This is a genomic window from Shewanella sp. 10N.261.52.F9 (assembly GCF_041471165.1).
In the GTDB taxonomy this organism is placed as follows: domain Bacteria; phylum Pseudomonadota; class Gammaproteobacteria; order Enterobacterales; family Shewanellaceae; genus Shewanella; species Shewanella marinintestina.
Genome location: NZ_JBFRNX010000018.1, coordinates 1 through 20,671, shown reverse-complemented (window position 1 = coordinate 20,671; position 20,671 = coordinate 1). Strand labels below are relative to the sequence as shown.

The following is a 20,671-nucleotide window of genomic DNA, read 5'->3' as shown; positions in this document are numbered from 1 at the left end:
CTTGGGTTAGATCTTACATGCGCCGCCAGCGCAACTGTCATCTTCTTTCTCAATGGCAGTGATATCGTCATGACTATCTGAAGCCCCATCACGAGTATTGTGATAGTAAAGTGTCTTCACACCATATTTATAAGCGGTTAATAAGTCTTTTAACAGTACCTTCATTGGTACGCGACCACCCTCAAAGCGAGTCGGGTCATAGTTGGTGTTTGCTGAAATCGACTGATCGACGAACTTCTGCATTAAACCAACTAGTTGTAGATAACCATCGTTATTCGGCATTTGCCATAGTAACTCATAGCTGTACTGGTACTTTTCAAAGTCAGGTACCACTTGCTTTAGCTGACCATCTTTACTCGCTTTTACGCTGATCAAACCACGTGGTGGCTCAATGCCGTTTGTTGCGTTAGAGATCTGTGAAGAGGTCTCTGATGGCATTAGTGCTGAAAGCGTTGAGTTACGTAGACCATGAGTTTTGATCTCTTCACGTAGTGTTTCCCAGTCAAGATGTAATGGCTCATCACAAATCTTGTCTAAGTCACGCTTATAGGTGTCAATTGGTAAAATACCCTTAGCGTAAGTTGTCTCATGGAAAGCAGGGCAAGCGCCTTGCTCTTGAGCCAGCTTCATTGACGCTTTCAATAGATAGTATTGAATGGCTTCAAATGTTTTATGGGTAATGCCGTTAGCTGAACCATCAGAGTAACGCACACCTTCTTTTGCTAAGTAGTTAGCAAAGTTAATCACGCCGATACCTAAAGTACGACGGTTCATCGATGCTTTCTCAGCAGAGATGATTGGGTAGTCTTGATAATCAAGTAAGTTATCAAGCGCACGCACAGCTAGATCGGCTAATGGTTCAAGCTCTTCAAGTTTCTTAATCGCACCTAAGTTAAGTGCTGACAGCGTACAAAGTGCAATTTCACCATCTGGGTCGTTAATGTTATTTAACGGCTTAGTTGGCAACGCAATCTCAAGACATAAGTTAGACTGACGGACCGGTGCAACCTTAGAATCAAATGGGCTGTGAGTATTACAGTGATCCACGTTCTGTATGTAGATACGACCTGTAGAGGCGCGCTCTTGCATCATAAGTGAGAATAACTCAACCGCTTTGATCTGCTTTTTGCGGATGCTCGGGTCAGCTTCATACTTAAGGTATAGACGCTCAAATTCTTCCTGATCTTCGAAGAATGCATCGTACATACCTGGTACGTCTGATGGGCTGAACAAGCTGATCATGCCACCTTGAACCAAACGCTGGTACATGACTTTGTTAATTTGTACACCGTAATCCAAGTGACGGATACGGTTGTCATCGACACCACGGTTGTTCTTTAGTACCAATAATGACTCAACTTCTAAATGCCACATTGGGTAGAAAAGAGTCGCAGCACCACCACGAACGCCGCCTTGTGAACAAGACTTAACCGCCGTTTGGAAATACTTATAAAATGGCAAACAACCCGTATGGAATGCTTCACCGCCACGAATAGGGCTACCTAGTGCGCGAATACGACCGGCATTGACACCAATACCAGCACGCTGAGAGACGTATTTAACGATTGAAGAAGACGTCGCGTTGATAGAGTCTAAACTATCACCACATTCAATCAATACACACGAGCTGAATTGACGAGTAGGCGTACGCACGCCAGCCATGATTGGCGTTGGTAGCGAGATCTTAAATGTTGAAGTAGCATCATAAAAGTCTTTAACGTATTGAAGGCGCGTATCCTTTGGGTACTTCGCAAATAAGCAAGCAGCAACCAAGATATATAAGAACTGCGCACTTTCATAAATTTCGTGACTAACACGGTTTTGTACTAAATATTTACCCTCTAACTGCTTTACCGCAGCGTAAGAGAAGTTCATATCACGCCAGTGATCGATATAACTATCTAAGATATCAATCTCTTCTTTTGTGTAGTCTTCTAAAATATGCTGGTCGTACTTACCAAGCTCAACAAGGTTTACTACGTGCTCGTAAAGCTTAGGCGGCTCAAATTGACCGAACGCTTTTTTACGTAGATGGAATACAGCTAAGCGCGCTGATAAAAACTGGTAATCAGGTGATTCAGGAGAAATTAAGTCTGCAGCGGCTTTAATGATAGTCTCATGGATAGCTTCAGTTGCAATACCGTCGAAAAATTGTAGGTGAGAACGTAGCTCAACTTCCGATACAGAGACATTGTTTAGTCCCTTTGCTGCCCATTCAATAACGCGATGGATTTTGTCGAGATCGATCGTCTCACGTTCGCCACTACGCTTTGTGACTGTCATATTGCTATTCATTAAAGATAGACCTTGGTTTTTATATTTATGAAAGTGACCTGTTCAGGTTCACCGTACGTTTCCCTGTAAACAAACAGTTTTAACCGTAAAAACGGAGAGTTCCTTTTTGTTGACACAAACGACTAAATAGTGCCTGCTTAAGTCTCTCACACACAATATATGGTGTTTTTAGATTCAATAGCTACAAGATAGTGAGGTTATGGGATTTTTGCAAGTGGGAATTTATGGGACAAGTTGTGGATATCTTGAGGATAATCTTAAGTGTTAGTAAAGGCTAACCGTTAAAGCTTGTTTTGATTTGACTTCCTTGTGAATGGAGAAGATTTAAGCAAATAAAAATGATCGTTAAGATCGCAGTTTACTTGAGCGATCGTTAGCGATCATTTTAAGTGGCGCAAAGTGCTAAGTTATACTTTGTGAAAACAATCAACCGTTGCCGGAAGCGCTGTTGATTTAAAACTATTCTAAAATGACGCAAATCAAAGTGGAACATGTTTATTATCTAGTCTGGTTTTTAACCTAATTTACTGAAAAATTCGACTAATTGCTCACCAGATACAAAGCTTAAATCTGCTGGCCAGGCGTTTGGGTTATCCTGATCGCTTATATAACCCCATGCTGCAAGCCCTGATATCATACCAGCAGCTTTTGCTGCGATTAAATCTCGCTCTGCATCACCTAAATATAAAATATGCTTAGGAGACACTTTGAGTTGCTGGGCGCCTAAGAACATTGGCGCTGTATGGGGCTTGGAGTGCAAAGTCGTATCGCCACTGACTATGGCTGGCATTTGAGGGGTTAAACCGAGTCGGTTTAGCAGTGGTCGAGTAAAACGTGCTGGTTTATTCGTTATGACGCCATAAGGAATTGCAAGTTCAGTTAGCCGTTGTAAAAAGTTTTCCAGCCCCGAAAATAGTTTGCAATTATCGCCATTTACCTGTTGATAATGATCAAACAGCGATTGTTGTAGCGCTGGGATTTCATCATCTTTTACTTTCGGTATCGCTGTTTTAATCATGGCAATACTGCCATGAGAAGCGCTAGCTCTTAACTGAGCAAATGGCACTGGTTCGTATCCATTTACTTGAAGGGTCATATTTAACGCTGTGACCATGTCCGGGGCGGTATCAGCAAGCGTGCCATCTAAATCAAATAGCACGCCTTTAATCTGCTTAGCCTTAATCATGTTTGACTGTAGCAATCATGTAATTAACTTCTAAACTTTTGGTGTATCTAAAAATATCAGTGATTGGGTTATAAGTTATCCCAACAGCGTCCTTACAAAACAACTCAGCTTGATCTGCAAGTCCGATTAATTCCGAAGGTTTAATAAATTTATTATGATCGTGGGTACCCACAGGCAACATCTTTAATAGATACTCAGCGCCGAGGATAGTCTCTATATAAGCACGAATATTACGATTAATGGTTGAGAAGAATACATATCCACCTGGTTTAACCATATCGGCACAGGCCTGAATGACAGAACTTGGGTCTGGAACATGCTCAAGCATTTCCATACAGGTTACAACGTCGTATTGGCCACGGTGTTCATCCCTGTGCGCTTCGGCAGTGTTTTTAACGTAGTTAATGCTAACGCCGGATTCGAGTGCATGTAGTCTTGCAACATCAAGCGGTTCGTCACCCATGTCTAGACCTGTTACGTTGGCACCTATTTTAGCCATACTTTCAGACAAAATACCGCCGCCGCAACCGACATCTAAAACTTGTTTGCCAAATATTCCGCCTGCAGTCTGGTCGATATAGTTAAGGCGTAATGGGTTTAAATTATGCAACGGCTTAAATTCGCCATTTGGATCCCACCATGTGGCGGCCATTTTCTCAAATTTCGCAATCTCTTGTGGATCGACATTATTATGTGTTTGCACTTAAATTACCTCAGAGCGACAAATCCGTCTTTTGGCCACATTATAATGATTAGCGCTAAGAAACAAAGCAGTTATAGAGCTGTTTGATACTTATTGTACAAAGTGGGCAATTAATGCGCTTATGCCTTGATTTTAATCAAGTGAATTAGCTTTTGTCGCTTATTTAAAATGAATCCAAATTTGGGTCTAGCGCCATCAAATAACTGTGTTAGAATGCCAAATCACGTTTTCAAGCATAGCTATTCTAGGAAAAAGGAATAGCACGCTAAATTTCAGGGGATCGAGCAGTTTATGACTGATCTGGCTTCATCTATAACACCAATTAATATTGAAGACGAATTAAAAAATTCATACTTAGATTACGCCATGAGTGTAATTGTTGGCCGTGCACTACCGGACGTTCGTGACGGTTTAAAGCCTGTGCACCGTCGCGTACTGTTCGCCATGAGCGAACTGAAAAACGACTGGAACAAGCCTTATAAAAAGTCTGCTCGTGTTGTTGGTGACGTAATTGGTAAATATCACCCACATGGTGATACAGCCGTATATGACACAATTGTTCGTTTGGCTCAGCCATTCTCAATGCGTTACCCACTTATTGACGGTCAAGGTAACTTCGGTTCTGTTGACGGTGATGCGGCAGCGGCAATGCGTTATACCGAAATCCGTATGGACAAGGTGGCGCATCAATTACTCGCTGACTTAGAAAAAGAAACCGTAGATTTTGTACCTAACTACGATGGTACTGAATTTATTCCAGCAGTATTACCGACACGTATTCCTACATTACTAGTGAATGGCTCGTCAGGTATTGCTGTTGGTATGGCAACTAACATTCCTCCACATAACTTAAGTGAAGTGATTGCGGGTTGTTTAGCGCTGATTGAAGAACCAGCGTTATCTATTGAACAGTTAATGGAATACATTCCAGGTCCTGATTTCCCAACAGCAGCAATCATTAATGGCCGTAAGGGCATTATCGACGCATACAAAACAGGCCGTGGTCGTGCTGTAATGCGTGCTCGCGCTGAAATCGAGGAAGAGAATGGTCGTGAACGTATTATCGTTCATGAAATTCCATATCAAGTTAACAAAGCGCGTCTGATTGAAAAGATTGCCGAGCTAGTTAAAGATAAAAAGATTGAAGGCATTAGCGGCCTGCGCGACGAGTCTGACAAAGACGGTATGCGTATTGTTATCGAGATCAAGCGCGGTGAAGTGGGTGAGGTTGTACTAAATAACCTTTATGCACAAACACAAATGCAATGTTCTTTTGGTATTAACATGGTAGCGCTGACTAATGGTCAGCCTAAACTGTTTAACCTAAAAGAGATGCTAGAGTGCTTTATTCTTCACCGTCGTGAAGTAGTAACTCGTCGTACTGTATTTGAATTGCGTAAAGCGCGTGAGCGTGCACATATTCTAGAAGCATTAGCGGTAGCATTAGCTAACATCGATCCAATTATTGCTTTAATTAAAGCATCTCCAACGCCAGCAGAAGCGAAAGTTAAGCTTGTTGCGCAAGGTTGGGAGCTTGGTCATGTTAAAGGTATGCTTGAAAAAGCAGGTGATGATGCAGCACGTCCTGAATGGTTAGAGCCAGAGTACGGAATTCGTGATGGCCAATACTTCTTAACGGAACAGCAAGCACAAGCGATTCTTGAATTGCGCCTTCACCGCTTAACCGGTTTAGAACACGATAAGATTATTGCTGAGTATGAAGAGCTTCTTCAAATTATTGCTGAATTACTGCATATTCTAGCTAGCCCACAGCGCTTGATGGAAGTGATCAAAGAAGAGTTAGAAGAGGTGCTAACGAACTTTGGTGATGAGCGTCGAACAGTGATCAACGCTAACGAAGTTGATATGAGTCTAGAAGACTTGATCAATGAAGAAGACGTTGTCGTGACATTGTCACATCTGGGTTACGCTAAGTACCAAGCATTGACTGATTACCAAGCACAACGCCGTGGTGGTAAGGGTAAAGCAGCGACTAAAGTGAAAGACGAAGATTTCGTAGAGAAACTATTGGTTGCTAACACTCACGATACCATTTTGTGTTTCTCTGACTTTGGCAAGATGTACTGGCTGAAGGTTTACCAGTTACCACTAGCTAGCCGCACAGCTCGTGGTCGCCCAATTGTTAACTTATTGCCATTGGCTGAAGGTGAGCGCATTACTGCAATTCTACCTGTACGTGAATATGCTGAAGATAAGTACATTATCATGGCAACATCACACGGTACGGTGAAGAAGACAGCATTAACGGCATACAGCAATCCACGCGCAAACGGTATTATCGCGGTTAACCTGAAAGATGGCGATCAGTTGATTGGTGTTGATATTACCGACGGTAACGACGACATCATGCTGTTCTCTAACGAAGGTAAAGTCGTTCGCTTTAATGAAAAAGCGCGTAGCTCTGAAACGGGTGAAGTGAAGATTGACCCTGAAACAGGCGAAGAAATTGTTGCTCTTCGTGCTATGGGCCGTACTGCTACAGGTGTTCGTGGTATTAAGCTCGAAGATGGTCAAACTGTCGTTTCGTTAATCGTACCAAAAGGTGACGGCGCTATCTTAACTGTGACTGAAAACGGTTACGGTAAGCGTACAGAACTTTCTGAATACCCAGCTAAGAGTCGTGGTACTAAGGGCGTGGTGTCTATTAAAGTTAGCGAACGTAATGGTGCCGTAGTCGGTGCTGTACAAGTTGGCGGTAATGACGAAATCATGCTAATTAGTAATAAGGGCACGTTGGTTAGAACTCCAGCTGAAGGTGTGTCGACTATTGGTCGTAACACTCAAGGTGTGACAATTATTCGTACTGCTGAAGAAGAGAAAGTTGTTGGTCTACAGCGTATCGATGAAATTCAGGTACCAGAAGTAGAGCTTGATGAAGAGGGTAATCCTATCGTCACTGAAGCGACCTCTGAAACTGAAGGTCAAGAAGTGACTAGTTCGGAAGATGCGCAAGCGGAAAGTACTGACACTCCAAAGACAGAAGATTAATTGCATCTGAATGGTGATTAGTTAGTCTTATGAAAAAAGGATGCCATTGGCATCCTTTTTTACTTTATGAATAAAGCTTATCAAAAACAACGATCAAAGTTTTTAATAAGCTTTACTACAATCGTCTGATTTTTAGAAAGTAACTATTATCCAAGCAACTCTAGGTCTTGCGTTAAAAGTCATTGCTTTTTAGTTAGCTCTCCGTTGAGGTTGAAGCCATCTTTAAAGGCCTAAAATAAAAAAGCCACCCTTTGATTGGTGGCTATTTTAAGCTTTAAACGATAGATTTGATTCAGTGACTTGGATTTACATCCCGAGCTTATCTGCTTGTTTAAATGCGTCTCGCCAGAACGTTGAACTTAACTGTGCAATGACTCGTGATTCGCCATTGAGTAACATTGCCATACCAATATTTAACTCAGGTGAGTAAGAGATCTCTGCCACATAACCTGCAACCCATCCCGCATGATAGATTAGTGGACGGCCATTAAATTCATATACGCGCCAGCCTTTACCGTAGTGTGCGCTATCTAGGTATTGTCGCCAGTCACGGCGTCGCAGCTCTCTTGTCGTTTTAACGCCTGGGCTGGTGACATCTCTAATAATGCTAACGGGCAGAATATCAGGATTTTGGCCTAAGTTAGCTATTAGCCACTTCGACATATCATTAATGCTGGCATTGACGCCAGCAGCAGGTGCAAGTTGATAGTAGTTAGGCTTTACTTTGACTTGTTTAAATCCATGCTTGGTTTTGACATGAGGTTCTGCGCGATTCTTTGTTTGTTGAAAAGCATTGTAACCGACTGAAGCTGAGTTCATTTTTAACGGTGAAAAGATTCGTTGTTGTAATAAGTCTTGATAACTATGTTTAGACTCTTTTTCAATAGCACTTTGAATAAATGAAAACGCCACATTTTGATATCCATAGCAAATCCCCGGTTTACATATAGGCGTAAGCTCATCAAACATATCGATGATCTTAGTCATCTTTACATTGCTATTTATCAGGTTGTCATAACTATTAGGCATTAATCCCGTACTATGACCAACAATATGCCCAAGGTTGATATCTTTTGTTAGTTGCCCATTGGCTAAACTAAATTCAGGAACATAACGAGTAATAGGCTGTTGCCAGTCAAGTTTCCCTTCATTAACGAGCATAGAAGCTAGTGTGCCCGCAAATGTTTTTGAAACCGAGGCAAGTCTAAATACGGTATCTGCGTTAATATTTTTGCTGCCACCTTTGCTACGTTTACCATAGCTGCTTAATTTTATCACTTTATCAGTATCAACAATAACAAAGGCGCCGCCAGGCACTTTGTTACTTTTTAACTCTTTATGGAATTGTTTTTTAAAGCTATCTGCAAGCGGTGAATATGGAGATTGTGCAGCAAAGGCCTGTTGCAAAGGTAGAGTAGCGCTAATAGATAGTGCGCCGAAAACAAACATAGGTTTTAAAAACATGTACAGATCCAATGTGCCGTTTAAACGGTCTGGTTAGTATATTTTACTTTTATACATAGCAACTAATTAATGTAGTTACTTTAAGTTTTGCGTTAGATGTTAAATTTAATGGTTCGTTTTTTAGACAGGAAAAATAGCTAAAGCTATGCCTTAGTGTCGTTATTTGGCAATTTAGTCATTTTTGCGAGCCTTTATAAACTTATTGAAGCTAATTTTAACAAAAACAGTCACTAATATGAAAATAAAAACACCTTATTAACCAAAATGATGGCGAAGAACATTCGATGGAATTTTTCATGTTAGCAATACTGCAGTTAGGATATACTGCTAATCAGAATGCAAATAACCTAATGTATCTACTAATAACGATAGAAGGATCATACTGTGAGCGCGATTTTTAATTTCTGTGCAGGCCCTGCGATGTTGCCTCAAGCTGTAATGCAAAAGGCTCAGAAAGAATTATTGAATTGGAATGACCAAGGTGTTTCCGTAATGGAAGTCAGTCATCGCAGTAAGGAATTTATCGCGTTAACCGAACAAGCCGAGTCTGATTTACGAGAGTTGATGCAGATCCCTGCTAATTACCATGTTTTATTTATGCATGGTGGTGGGCGAGGGCAGTTTTCTGCCGTAGTAAATAACTTTTTAGGTAATGACGGTAAGGCGCTATACCTTGTTGATGGCAGCTGGTCTCAAGCGGCAGTAGAAGAAGCGATAACGCTTGCTGGCGAAAACAATGTTGATACGCTCAACATTGTAGATTTAGTTGACGGTGTAAAGCAGGTTTGTTTGCCTGATTTAAGTGTAATCGATAAAGATTACCGTTATGTTCATTATTGTCCGAATGAGACTGTTGATGGCATCGAGATCTTTGAACAGTTAAATAGTCCTTGGCCAGTAGTCGCCGATATGTCTTCAAATATTCTATCGCGCAATATCGATGTCAGTCAGTTTGGTTTGATTTATGCGGGCGCTCAAAAGAACATTGGTCCATCAGGTCTAAGTATTGTAATTGTCCGTGATGATCTGCTGGCACTTCCAAGCTTGCCACAATCATCGATTATGGATTATCGCTTAGCAGTAAAAAATGATTCGATGTATAACACGCCGCCAACATTTGCTTGGTACCTAGCGGCAGAAGTCTTTAGCTGGCTTAAAGCAAGCGGTGGTGTCGCACAAATGGAACAGGCTAACATTGAAAAGGCGCAGCGCCTTTACCAATGCATCGATGAGCTTGAATTCTATGTGAGTGGCGTAGCCAAGCAAAACCGCAGTCGAATGAACGTGACATTCCAATTAGCCAATGAGGTATTGGATGGATTGTTTTTAGAGCAAGCTAAAGCGGCTGGGTTAGTTGCACTTAAAGGCCATCGCAGTGTTGGCGGGATGCGCGCAAGTCTTTACAACGCAATGCCTATAGAAGGTGTTGATGCGTTAGTGAGCTTTATGAAGCAATTTGCTACAGAAAATAGTTAATATATGCTGATATTAAAAAAGCCGATAATGACAATATTATCGGCTTTTTATTGCTACTTGCTTTAGCTGGTAATGCTTGTGCGCAAGTCGTTGATATCAGTACTGATGGTGACGTTACGAAATCACTTTAGCGATAGATTCAGCTAAATAATCCACATTGCCAGTGCCAATGCCAGCAATACTAATACGGCTAGAGTCGACCATATAAACGCTATAGTGCTGCTGTAGTTCTGCGACTTGATCTTCGGTTATGCCTAAGAACGAGAACATGCCTTTTTGCGCTGCAATAAAGTCAAAGTTACGCTGTACTCCTTTTTGCTTGAGCTTATTGACTAGCATTGCTCGATTACCGTTTATACGCTCACGCATTACGGTTAGTTCATCTAACCATTGTTGTTTTAATTCTTCTGAACCTAAAATCGTTTCAACAATGGCTGCGCCGTGGGCTGGCGGCATAGAATAAATACAACGAACGACATATAACAGTACCGAGAATGCAATATCTGCACGAGACGCATCACTACCTATGATGGTACAAGCCCCAATCCGCTCACGGTATAAGCCAAAGTTCTTCGAGCATGAGCTACATAAAATCATGTTATTGACTGCAGCTGCCATCTTACGCACGCCATAGGCGTCTTCATCAACACCGTCTCCAAAACCTTGGTATGCCATATCGATAAGCGGGGTAAAGCCTTGCTCAACAGTAAGCGCAATAATCTCATCCCATTGTACTGTGGTTAAGTCCATGCCGCTTGGGTTGTGACAGCAAGCGTGCAGCAGCACCACATCATCAGCACTAACGTTTGACAGTGCCGCTTTCATTTCAGTAAATTTGAGCGATTTACTGTCATAATCATAATAAGGATAGGTTTTTACCGTGATCCCTGCTGCTTCAAATAAACCAGTATGGTTTGCCCAGGTTGGGTCGCTTACCCACAGCGTCGCATTTGGATTGCAGCGCTTAATAAAGTCTGCTGCAACACGAAGGGCGCCGGTACCGCCAGGGGTTGAGACTGTGCGTACTCGGTTGGCCAATAAGGCAGGGTTATCGATACCAAAAGCAAGCTCTGACATTAAGCGATTAAAGTCTGGTGATCCTGTTGGTCCGATGTAAACTTTGGTTGACTCCGTATCTAAACGAAACTTTTCAGCTCTTTTTACACAGTCAAGAATAGGTGTATGGCCCGATTCATCTTTATAGACCCCAACTCCTAAATCCACTTTTTGATAATGTGTATCTTCGCGGTATTTTGTAAGCAAGCCTAAGATTGGATCAGCTGGCATAGCGGTCAATTTGTTGAACATGGCTGTAATTACCTTTTTTGTGTTCGGCTATTGTTAAGCCGCTTATCATTATAGGATTAGAGTAACGTATTCATCCTTAAATTGAACAGCTTTAAAGGTATTTTTCATGGTGAATTATTTTGGCAATTAAATATTCCACTTACTTATTTTTAGTCATGATGATGGTATTTACAGGCTGAAATAAGTTGTCATTTTTCTTACTTGAACATAATTTACCTATTAAAGGCCTATTTTAGTAAAAAAGTGTTGAATCCTACGCGTCAATGAGTAACTTTATACCTACGAAGTTCAAACAAACGCAAAGTGGCTGGCATTTTGTCGTGATGCCATTTTAAAAACAGACCGCTCTGTTTAATCACAGCCAATTAGCATGAACATCTACTGTTAACCCGCAGGCGAGTTTGACTCCTGCAGCAATAATAAGAAGTACGCAATGAATCAATTACGTTTAGAGCCGATTGAAAAAGTGTCAGGTACGATTAATATCCCTGGTTCAAAAAGTATTTCAAATCGCGCTTTATTATTGGCCACCCTTGCAGAGGGAACTACGACACTCACCAACTTATTAGATTCTGACGATATTCGTTATATGTTGGCATCGTTAAAGCAGTTGGGCGTGAACTATCGACTTTCCGAAAATAATACAGTTTGTGAGTTAGACGGCCTCGCTGGTCCACTTAATTCCCTTGAACCACAAACGCTATTTTTAGGCAATGCAGGTACGGCTATGCGTCCTTTGTGCGCTGCACTGACCTTAGGCCAAGGTCAGTTCACATTAACAGGTGAACCGCGTATGGAAGAACGGCCTATTGGTGATCTCGTTGATGCGCTTCGTCAATTAGGTGCTGAAGTCGATTACCTTAAAGTGGAAGGCTTCCCGCCACTCACGATTAACTCAACTGGTCTTAACGGCGGTGATGTTGAAATAGCTGGCGACTTGTCTAGCCAATTCTTAACTGCGCTTTTAATGGTTGCACCGCTGGCTCAAGGTGATGTAAATATCAAAATTAAGGGGGAGCTCGTATCTAAGCCTTATATTGATATTACCTTAGCATTAATGGCTCAGTTCGGCGTAACGGTTGAAAATAATGATTACGTATCTTTCGTCATCAAAGCGGGCCAACGTTATGTTTCACCTGGCAAAGTGTTAGTTGAAGGCGACGCATCATCTGCTTCATACTTTTTAGCTGCTGGTGCGATTAAAGGCGGTGAAGTAAAAGTTACAGGCGTTGGTAAGCTATCTATCCAAGGCGATGTTAAGTTTGCTGATGTGCTTGAACAAATGGGCGCAGAAATAGAGTGGGGCGACGATTATATTATTGCTCGCCAAGCAAAGTTAACAGCTGTTGATTTGGACATGAATCATATCCCTGATGCTGCAATGACTATCGCAACGGCGGCCTTGTTCGCAACGGGTACCACCCATATTCGTAATATCTATAACTGGCGTATAAAAGAGACTGACCGTCTTGCGGCTATGGCGACTGAACTGCGAAAGGTCGGTGCGATAGTTGATGAAGGGCACGATTATATTAGCGTGACACCTCCAGAGGTGCTCAATACTGCGGCAATCGATACCTATAATGATCACCGTATGGCAATGTGTTTTTCTATGATGGCTTTTGCTGATTGTGGCATAACGATTAATGAGCCCGAATGTACGTCAAAAACATTTCCGGACTATTTCAATCAATTCAAAGCTCTCGCACAATAACAATATAATTCTGTAGGCTATGATATAAGTCAGGTTGCGCACTCGCAACCTGACAGTTTGCTGAATCAAGTTCCCGAATATTTGAAGTTTTTACCGCTTTCTCAAGTTACTTGGTTTATACTGCGCGCGCTCATTTTTCAGTTATATCAAGGAAGATGGAATTTCTTGTGGAGGATTTTATGTCAGAAAGGGCGCCTGTTGTCACTGTTGACGGCCCAAGCGGTGCGGGAAAAGGTACTATTAGTCAGTTACTTGCTGAGCGTTTAGGCTACAAGTTACTCGACAGTGGTGCGATCTACCGTGTATTAGCCTTAGCCGCTATTCATCACAACGTAGAACTGGATAACGAGGAGTCGTTGACCCTACTTGCAGCGCATTTAGATGTGCAGTTCATTACGGGTAACGAAAATAAAGGAATTAAAGTTGTATTAGAGGGCGAAGACGTGTCACTTACGATACGTAGTCAAGAATGCTCTAATGCCGCTTCTAAGGTCGCCGCGTTCCCTCGTGTTAGGGAAGCGTTATTACGTCGCCAGCGTGCTTTTGCTGAAGCCCCTGGTCTTATTGCTGACGGACGTGACATGGGAACAATCGTATTCCCTGCGACACCCGCTAAATTGTATTTAACTGCATCAGCGGAAGAAAGGGCGCAAAGACGCTATAATCAGTTGCAGGACAAGGGCTTCGATGTTAATATCGATCAACTTTTGTCTGAGATTAAAGAGCGTGACGACCGCGATATGAATCGTAGTGTCGCTCCTTTGGTGCCTGCCGAAGACGCACTAGTTATCGATACGACTAATATAAACATTGAAGATGTGTTGGACTTAGCACTAACGCATATTCATAAAAAACTTCAAGTACCTGCATAAGTAGGTACTTAACTATTCGTTACATGGATGGAACGAATTATTAATCTGACTCCACGTCCAGGATGGTCCGTGGTTTATAAAGAAAGTAACTTAAACATGACTGAATCTTTTGCTGATCTATTTGAACAATCCCTTAATGAACTTGAATTCCGTCCTGGTTCTATCGTACGTGGTGTAGTTGTAGCCATCGAAAACGGTATGGTACTAGTTGACGCAGGTCTTAAGTCTGAAAGCCCAATCCCAGCTGAACAGTTCAAGAACGCTCAAGGCGCTCTAGAAATCGCAGTTGGCGACGAAGTTGACGTAGCTCTTGACTCTGTTGAAGATGGTTTTGGTGAAACTCAACTTTCTCGTGAGAAAGCTAAGCGTCACGAAGCTTGGATCGTTCTAGAAAAAGCGTACGAAGATGCTGAAACTGTAATCGGTATCATCAATGGTAAGGTTAAAGGCGGTTTCACTGTTGAATTAAACGGTATCCGTGCATTCCTACCTGGTTCTCTAGTAGATGTTCGCCCAGTTCGCGATACAGCTCACCTAGAAAACAAAGAATTAGAATTCAAAGTTATCAAGCTTGACCAGAAGCGCAACAACGTTGTTGTTTCTCGTCGTGCAGTTATCGAATCTGAAAGCAGCGCAGAGCGTGATGCTCTTCTTGAGAACCTTCAAGAAGGTCAATCAGTTAAAGGTATCGTTAAGAACCTTACTGACTACGGTGCATTCGTTGATCTTGGTGGTGTTGACGGTCTTCTACATATCACTGATATGGCTTGGAAGCGTGTTAAGCACCCATCTGAAATCGTTAATGTTGGTGACGAAATCAACGTTAAAGTTCTTAAGTATGACCGTGAGCGTACACGCGTATCACTAGGTCTTAAGCAACTTGGCGAAGATCCATGGTTAGAAATCAGCAAGCGCTACCCAGAAAACACACGTTTGACTGGTCGCGTAACTAACCTAACTGACTACGGTTGTTTCGTTGAAATTGAAGAAGGCGTTGAAGGTCTTGTTCACGTTTCTGAAATGGATTGGACTAACAAGAACATCCACCCATCTAAGGTTGTTAACCTAGGTGACGAAGTTGAAGTTCTAGTTCTTGACATCGATGAAGAGCGTCGTCGTATCTCTCTAGGTCTTAAGCAATGTAAGACTAACCCATGGGATGATTTCGCTGAGCGTTTCAACAAAGGCGACAAAGTTTCTGGTAAGATCAAGTCAATCACTGACTTCGGTATCTTCATCGGTCTTGACGGCGGCATCGACGGTCTAGTTCACCTTTCTGATATTTCTTGGAACGGTACTGGCGAAGACGCAGTTGCTGAATACAAGAAAGGCGACGAAATCCACGCTGTAGTTCTTTCAGTAGACCCAGAGCGTGAGCGTATCAGCTTAGGCGTTAAGCAAACTGAAGACGATCCATTCAACGCATACCTTGCTGATAAGAAGAAAGGTGTAGTTGTTCATGGTGTTGTTACAGCAGTTGACGCAAAAGGTGTTACAATTGAACTAGCTGAGACTGTTGAAGGTTACCTTCGCGTTTCAGATATCTCTCGTGAGCGTATCGAAGATGCATCTACAGTTTACGCTGTAGGTGATAAAGTAGAATCTAAGTTCATGGGTGTGGATCGTAAGAACCGCACTATCAGCCTATCTATCCGTGCGAAAGATGAAGCTGAAGAGAAAGAAGCAATGGCTAGCTTGAACAAGCAAGATGACGTTGCAATGAGCAGCGCAATGGCTGAAGCTTTCAAAGCAGCTCGTAAATAATCGCCTTGAAGTTCAGGGGTGCTTGCACCCCTAAAAGGTGACTGTGTTTGGCTTGATAAATAGAGGGTATAGGATGACTAAATCCGAACTAATCGAAAAACTTGCCACTAGGCAGTCGCAGCTGTCTGCGAAAGAAGTGGAAGCAGCTATCAAAGAAATGTTGGAGCAAATGGCCGATACATTAGAAACCGGTGATCGTATTGAGATCCGTGGATTTGGTAGTTTCTCACTTCATTATCGTGCACCACGCACTGGCCGTAACCCAAAGACTGGAACATCAGTTGAATTGGAAGGCAAGTACGTACCGCACTTTAAGCCAGGCAAAGAACTGCGCGAACGTGTTGACGCTGTTAACTCGTAATTTACATTGTATTAAAAGCCTCCATTAGGAGGCTTTTTTATATCTAAAACTTAGGTATAGCTAGCTAGTTCTCTCATTTTCTTAGATAATCAAAGTTTACCTACGCGTTCAATGGAGCTTAACGTGAAGTCATTTATTATTGCCTTTTTAGTCGCTGCATTTTTTTTCCTAGCGCTTATCTTCGGGGCACGTAACGAACAAGTCGTAACGATTAGCTACTTTGTTGCTCAAGGAGAATTTAGGTTGCCAGTGGTTCTCGCCACCGTTTTCCTTGCAGGTTTTATCGTGAGTTGGATATTCGCGATGTACCATATAGCAGGCCTTAAATTTGCATTGCGCCGTACTAAAAAACAATTGGCTTTAGCTGAAGACAAATTGCTCGATTCGTCGATTGACGAATCACAAGCCAAAACAATGATTGCTAAACAAAGTAACGACAAAGAAGTAGACGCTTAATATGTTAGAGATCCTCTTTCTGCTTCTTCCTATCGCAGCTGGTTATGGCTGGTATATGGGCCGCAGAAGTGTCAGGCAAAAACAGACAAACCAACGTAAACAATTGAGCCGTGACTATTTTACGGGTCTTAATTTTCTATTGTCGAATGAATCCGATAAAGCAGTCGATCTTTTTATATCAATGTTAGATGTCGATGATGACACCATTGATACTCACCTTTCTTTAGGTTCCCTATTTCGGAAACGCGGTGAAGTTGACCGCTCTATCCGCATTCACCAAAATCTAATCGCAAGACCAAGCTTAACGACAGAGCAGCGAGATATTGCGATGATGGAACTTGGTAAAGATTACTTAGCAGCAGGTTTCTACGATCGCGCGGAAGAGATTTTTATTAATCTTGTTAGCCAAGAAGACCATAGTGAAGAGGCTGAAACTCAACTTATAGCCATCTATCAAGTCACTAAAGATTGGCAAAAAGCGATAGATATCATTAAGAAGCTTAAGCGTAAACGCCAAACTGAACTCAAACATGAAACGGCTCATTTTTATTGTGAGTTAGCTAATGAATCAGACGACGTAAATCAGAAACTTAAGCAGTTGCAATCAGCGATAAAACAAGATGCTCACTGTGGGCGCGCATTATTAACATTAGCAGAGCTATATTTAAAACAAGAAGATTATAAAGCGTCAAAACAAGCAATTGAGAAACTACTTAATACAGATGTTGATCTGTTTACAGATGTCCTTGCAACCGCAAAGCAAACGTACTTATTAACAGAGGATAGTATTGGCTATCAAGAGTTATTGCGAGAAGCTATCGCAAAAGGCGCGGGCGCTAGCGTGACGATTACGCTTGCGCAGCACATGATTGAACAAGGGCATCCTAAAGATGCTGAAAAGTTGATTATGGAAGGGTTAATAAGACATCCAACCATGAAAAGTTTCCAGCATTTGATGAAAATGCATTTGATCCAAGCAGAAGAAGGGCAAGCTAAAAAGAGTTTGTCGATGCTTGAGCAACTCGTAGAGCAACAGATTAAATACCGTCCGGGCTACCGCTGTAGAGAGTGTGGTTTCCCGTCGCACAGATTATATTGGCATTGCCCCTCATGTAAACAGTGGGGCAGCATTAAAAGAATTAGAGGTCTAGATGGTGAATAACCACTAGTCGCTAATTTAAATCATAAAACCGATAATACCCCGCAAAGCGATTGGAGAGATAATGACTGACAAGCCTATTTTAGTTGCCCTAGACTATGATAATAAGAATGATGCTTTGCAGCTAATTGATCAATTAGATCCAGAGATGTGCCGCCTTAAAGTCGGCAAAGAAATGTTTACCCTGTTTGGTCCGCAATTAGTGACTGATATTCACAGCCGTGGATTCGAGTTATTTTTAGACCTCAAGTTTCACGATATCCCAAATACAGTCGCTAAAGCGGTTACCGCAGCAGCAGAGCTGGGCGTATGGATGACTAATATCCACGCGACTGGCGGCTTAGCAATGATGGAAGCGGCTAAACGTGCACTTGAGCCATACGGCGACAAAGCGCCACTGCTAATTGCTGTAACTGTTTTAACCTCAATGAGCGATGAAGAGCTTAAGTTACTAGGTATCAATGTGCCTGCATCTGAACACGTATTGCGTTTAGCGGCACTAACGAAACAAGCAGGCCTAGATGGCGTAGTTTGCTCGGCTCAAGAATCTAGCTTGTTAAAAGCAAAATTCGGCCAAGACTTTAAGCTTATAACGCCAGGTATTCGCCCAGAGGGCAGTGACAAGGGCGATCAGCATCGAGTCATGACGCCTTCGCAAGCGTTAACTGCAGGATCTGATTATTTAGTGATTGGCCGTCCTATTACCAAAGCGGCTGATCCACTAAAAGCATTACAAGCTATCTATCAAACAATTGCGTAATGCGTTGATGCCTAGTAGGTTAGGAAATAAATCATATGTAATGGTTTAAATTAACCTATAGGAGAGAAGTCACAATGTTTAGCTATCAAGGAAAGAATGTTGTCGTTGTCGGTGGTACCAGTGGAATTAATCTAGGTATTGCCATTCGCTTCTCTCAAGCGGGTGCAAACGTTGCAGTCGCAAGCCGCAGTGAAGACAAAGTCACTGCGGCAGTTGTACAATTGCAGCAAGCAAACAGTAGCGGCAATCATCTGGGTGTTTGTTTTGATGTCAGAGATCTACAAGCCTTAAAACAAGGTTTTGCAGAGATTGAAAAACACTTCGGTCATATTGATGTGCTAATCAGCGGCGCTGCAGGTAACTTCCCATCTACTGCAGAAAATCTATCTGAAAATGGTTTTAAATCCGTCATGGATATCGACCTGTTAGGCAGTTTTCAGGTACTAAAACAAGCTTATCCACTGATTAAACAGCAGGGCGGTGCCATTATTCAGATCTCAGCGCCACAAGCCTATGTACCTATGCCAATGCAAGTTCACGTTTGCGCCGCCAAAGCAGGTGTTGATATGTTAACTAAAACCTTGGCAATAGAGTGGGGCTGTAAAGGGATCCGCATCAATTCTATTGTTCCAGGTCCTATCGCTGGCACCGAAGGTTTTGATAGACTGGCACCTACTGCAGAATTACAAGCACATGTCGCTAAAGGCGTCCCGTTAAGACGTAATGGACAATGTGATGATATTGCTAATGCGGCGTTATTCTTAGCGTCAGATATGGCCTCTTACATAACGGGTACTGTATTACCTGTTGATGGTGGTTGGTCATTAGGTGGTGCTGGAGCGGCTATTGCCGAGATTGGACAATTGGCCCAACGCGGTTAAGTACAAAAATAAAGTAAAGTTAAATAGAGAAGTAAAGCTATGGCAAACCCATTTCAAGAGCAGCTGTTAAAAGCAGGCTTAGTCAGTAAACAGAAAGTAAAAGACACTAAAACGCAAAAGCGTCGTGATAGAAAAGCGAAAGTTGACGATGGCTCAGAAGCCTTAAAGCAAGAAATTGCTGCTAAGAAACAAGCGCAGATTGAAAAAGACAAACAGCTAAATGAACAGCGTTTTGCAGAAGCATCTGAAAAAGGCTTGGTACGTGGTCTTGTTACCGAGTTTAAAAAGTTTGCGATTACAGCACCAAAAGACGCAGAAATTAAGTTTAACTTTACCTTCGAGAACAAGATCTACTCATTATACGTCTCTGAAAAGATGCAAAGTGAACTGTTAAATGGTCACTTAGGGATCCTTCGTCACGAGGAAGTGAGTTACTTGGTACCACATAAACTGGCTGAGCGGGTTAACTTATTAGTGCCAGCTTGGGTAGGTTACCTATGGACTCAAGAAGAGAGCACTGAAGTTGTTGAAGAAGACGACCCATATGCAGATTATGTTATTCCAGATGATCTAATGTGGTAACCAACACAACTTACCAGCATTGAACAAAGCCATAATGATTCATTCATTGTGGCTTTTGTTTTATAGACCGTTTGAACGTGTAGCTATCAATCGCTTCCTGCGGGGGATGTCAGACACTGCTGCGAGACGCTGCACTTCTTTATAGCAGAAAATATCCCTATACGCTTTGTGATGAAATTCATGTTATCGAAGCACGAAGCCGTATCTACACGGGATAATTGGCGTACTCATTTAGGTTAGTGTTGCTTGGTGTCTAACGCGGAATGCCCCAAAATCATTTTCACTGATATAACTGGTAAATAGCACAATTAAAGCTTTGAGCTTATAAAAGCTAATGTGGGACACAAGGTACAAGACCTGCCCCAGAATTATCATATAGGCCAGAGCTTAGTGATTTTTATTCCTGCGTGAACATTGCACTTTATGCAATCTCGGAGGTTCTTTGTTTCACTCAGGCAAAGAAACTGGGAATCTATTCTTTCTATGTTATAACCCATTGTTGATACTCTAGTTTACTGTTAATCTTGAGCGATTAAAGTATTTGCAAACGGTCTTATTAAGACCGTTCTTATTCGGAATTCTGCCTAATATACTGTTATCGTGTCATAAAAAACACGGAGCCTATATATTATAGGTGATACAGAAACTTTAACTGTATATTTAAGGCTCTTCGTCGAAGGT

General features: G+C 42.1%; 16 protein-coding genes. 11 read left to right on the top strand and 5 right to left on the bottom strand.

Annotation, left to right across the window (positions count from 1 at the left end):
- Window positions 1-6: 6 nt before the first annotated feature.
- From nrdA to ubiG, 3 genes are all read right to left on the bottom strand, one after another.
- Window positions 7-2,295 carry a class 1a ribonucleoside-diphosphate reductase subunit alpha gene (gene nrdA / locus AB4298_RS12930; protein WP_371987045.1) on the bottom strand — a complete coding sequence of 763 codons (2,289 nt, stop codon included), beginning with the start codon at window positions 2,293-2,295 and terminating at the stop codon, window positions 7-9.
- Between the two features lie 514 nt (window positions 2,296-2,809).
- Window positions 2,810-3,478, bottom strand: a complete 669-nt coding sequence (locus AB4298_RS12925; protein WP_371987059.1) for an HAD family hydrolase — start codon at window positions 3,476-3,478, stop codon at window positions 2,810-2,812.
- Window positions 3,474-4,184: a bifunctional 2-polyprenyl-6-hydroxyphenol methylase/3-demethylubiquinol 3-O-methyltransferase UbiG gene (ubiG, locus tag AB4298_RS12920; RefSeq protein ID WP_371987044.1), complete on the bottom strand. Its 711-nt coding sequence runs from the start codon at window positions 4,182-4,184 to the stop codon at window positions 3,474-3,476. Before ubiG ends, AB4298_RS12925 begins: the two co-directional genes overlap by 5 nt.
- A gap of 291 nt (window positions 4,185-4,475) precedes the next feature.
- Here ubiG and gyrA point away from each other — a divergent pair, with 291 nt between their 5' ends.
- On the top strand, window positions 4,476-7,193 hold the full coding sequence (gene gyrA / locus AB4298_RS12915; protein WP_249000787.1) for a DNA gyrase subunit A: 2,718 nt from the start codon (window positions 4,476-4,478) through the stop codon (window positions 7,191-7,193).
- A 306-nt stretch (window positions 7,194-7,499) separates the two neighbouring features.
- On the opposite strand, the gene AB4298_RS12910 is transcribed toward gyrA, so the two are convergent.
- On the bottom strand, window positions 7,500-8,657 hold the full coding sequence (locus AB4298_RS12910) for a serine hydrolase domain-containing protein (RefSeq protein WP_371987043.1): 1,158 nt from the start codon (window positions 8,655-8,657) through the stop codon (window positions 7,500-7,502).
- 384 nt (window positions 8,658-9,041) lie between these two features.
- Between AB4298_RS12910 and serC the strand changes: the two genes are divergently transcribed.
- A complete protein-coding gene (gene serC / locus AB4298_RS12905) occupies window positions 9,042-10,133 on the top strand; it encodes a 3-phosphoserine/phosphohydroxythreonine transaminase (protein WP_371987042.1) in 1,092 nt (363 codons plus the stop codon).
- A gap of 114 nt (window positions 10,134-10,247) precedes the next feature.
- Here serC and AB4298_RS12900 read toward each other — a convergent pair whose 3' ends face one another.
- The gene (locus tag AB4298_RS12900; RefSeq protein WP_371987041.1) at window positions 10,248-11,441 is read right to left on the bottom strand and encodes an amino acid aminotransferase; all 1,194 of its coding nucleotides are present in this window, start codon (window positions 11,439-11,441) and stop codon (window positions 10,248-10,250) included.
- Between the two features lie 433 nt (window positions 11,442-11,874).
- On the opposite strand from AB4298_RS12900, the gene aroA reads away from it, so the two are divergent.
- The 9 genes from aroA to AB4298_RS12855 all read left to right on the top strand — a co-directional run bounded on the left by aroA (window position 11,875) and on the right by AB4298_RS12855 (window position 19,990).
- Window positions 11,875-13,155, top strand: coding sequence for a 3-phosphoshikimate 1-carboxyvinyltransferase (gene aroA, locus AB4298_RS12895; RefSeq protein ID WP_371987039.1), 1,281 nt, complete (start codon window positions 11,875-11,877; stop codon window positions 13,153-13,155).
- Between the two features lie 179 nt (window positions 13,156-13,334).
- On the top strand, window positions 13,335-14,027 hold the full coding sequence (gene cmk, locus AB4298_RS12890; protein WP_249000792.1) for a (d)CMP kinase: 693 nt from the start codon (window positions 13,335-13,337) through the stop codon (window positions 14,025-14,027).
- A gap of 96 nt (window positions 14,028-14,123) precedes the next feature.
- Window positions 14,124-15,791 (top strand): 30S ribosomal protein S1, encoded by a 1,668-nt coding sequence (gene rpsA / locus AB4298_RS12885; RefSeq protein WP_249000793.1) that lies wholly within the window; start codon window positions 14,124-14,126, stop codon window positions 15,789-15,791.
- Between the two features lie 73 nt (window positions 15,792-15,864).
- Complete coding sequence (gene ihfB, locus AB4298_RS12880; protein WP_220782316.1) at window positions 15,865-16,152, top strand: integration host factor subunit beta; 288 nt, start codon at window positions 15,865-15,867, stop codon at window positions 16,150-16,152.
- Window positions 16,153-16,275: 123 nt separating this feature from the next.
- Complete coding sequence (locus AB4298_RS12875) at window positions 16,276-16,608, top strand: LapA family protein (protein WP_371987037.1); 333 nt, start codon at window positions 16,276-16,278, stop codon at window positions 16,606-16,608.
- Window position 16,609: 1 nt separating this feature from the next.
- Window positions 16,610-17,770, top strand: coding sequence for a lipopolysaccharide assembly protein LapB (gene lapB / locus AB4298_RS12870; RefSeq protein ID WP_371987035.1), 1,161 nt, complete (start codon window positions 16,610-16,612; stop codon window positions 17,768-17,770).
- A 61-nt stretch (window positions 17,771-17,831) separates the two neighbouring features.
- Window positions 17,832-18,527: an orotidine-5'-phosphate decarboxylase gene (pyrF, locus tag AB4298_RS12865; RefSeq protein ID WP_249000796.1), complete on the top strand. Its 696-nt coding sequence runs from the start codon at window positions 17,832-17,834 to the stop codon at window positions 18,525-18,527.
- 74 nt (window positions 18,528-18,601) lie between these two features.
- Window positions 18,602-19,408 (top strand): SDR family oxidoreductase, encoded by an 807-nt coding sequence (locus AB4298_RS12860; RefSeq protein WP_371987034.1) that lies wholly within the window; start codon window positions 18,602-18,604, stop codon window positions 19,406-19,408.
- Between the two features lie 39 nt (window positions 19,409-19,447).
- Entirely contained in the window at window positions 19,448-19,990 is a 543-nt protein-coding gene (locus AB4298_RS12855; RefSeq protein ID WP_249000798.1) for a DUF2058 domain-containing protein, read from the top strand.
- The last annotated feature ends 681 nt before the right edge of the window (window positions 19,991-20,671 follow it).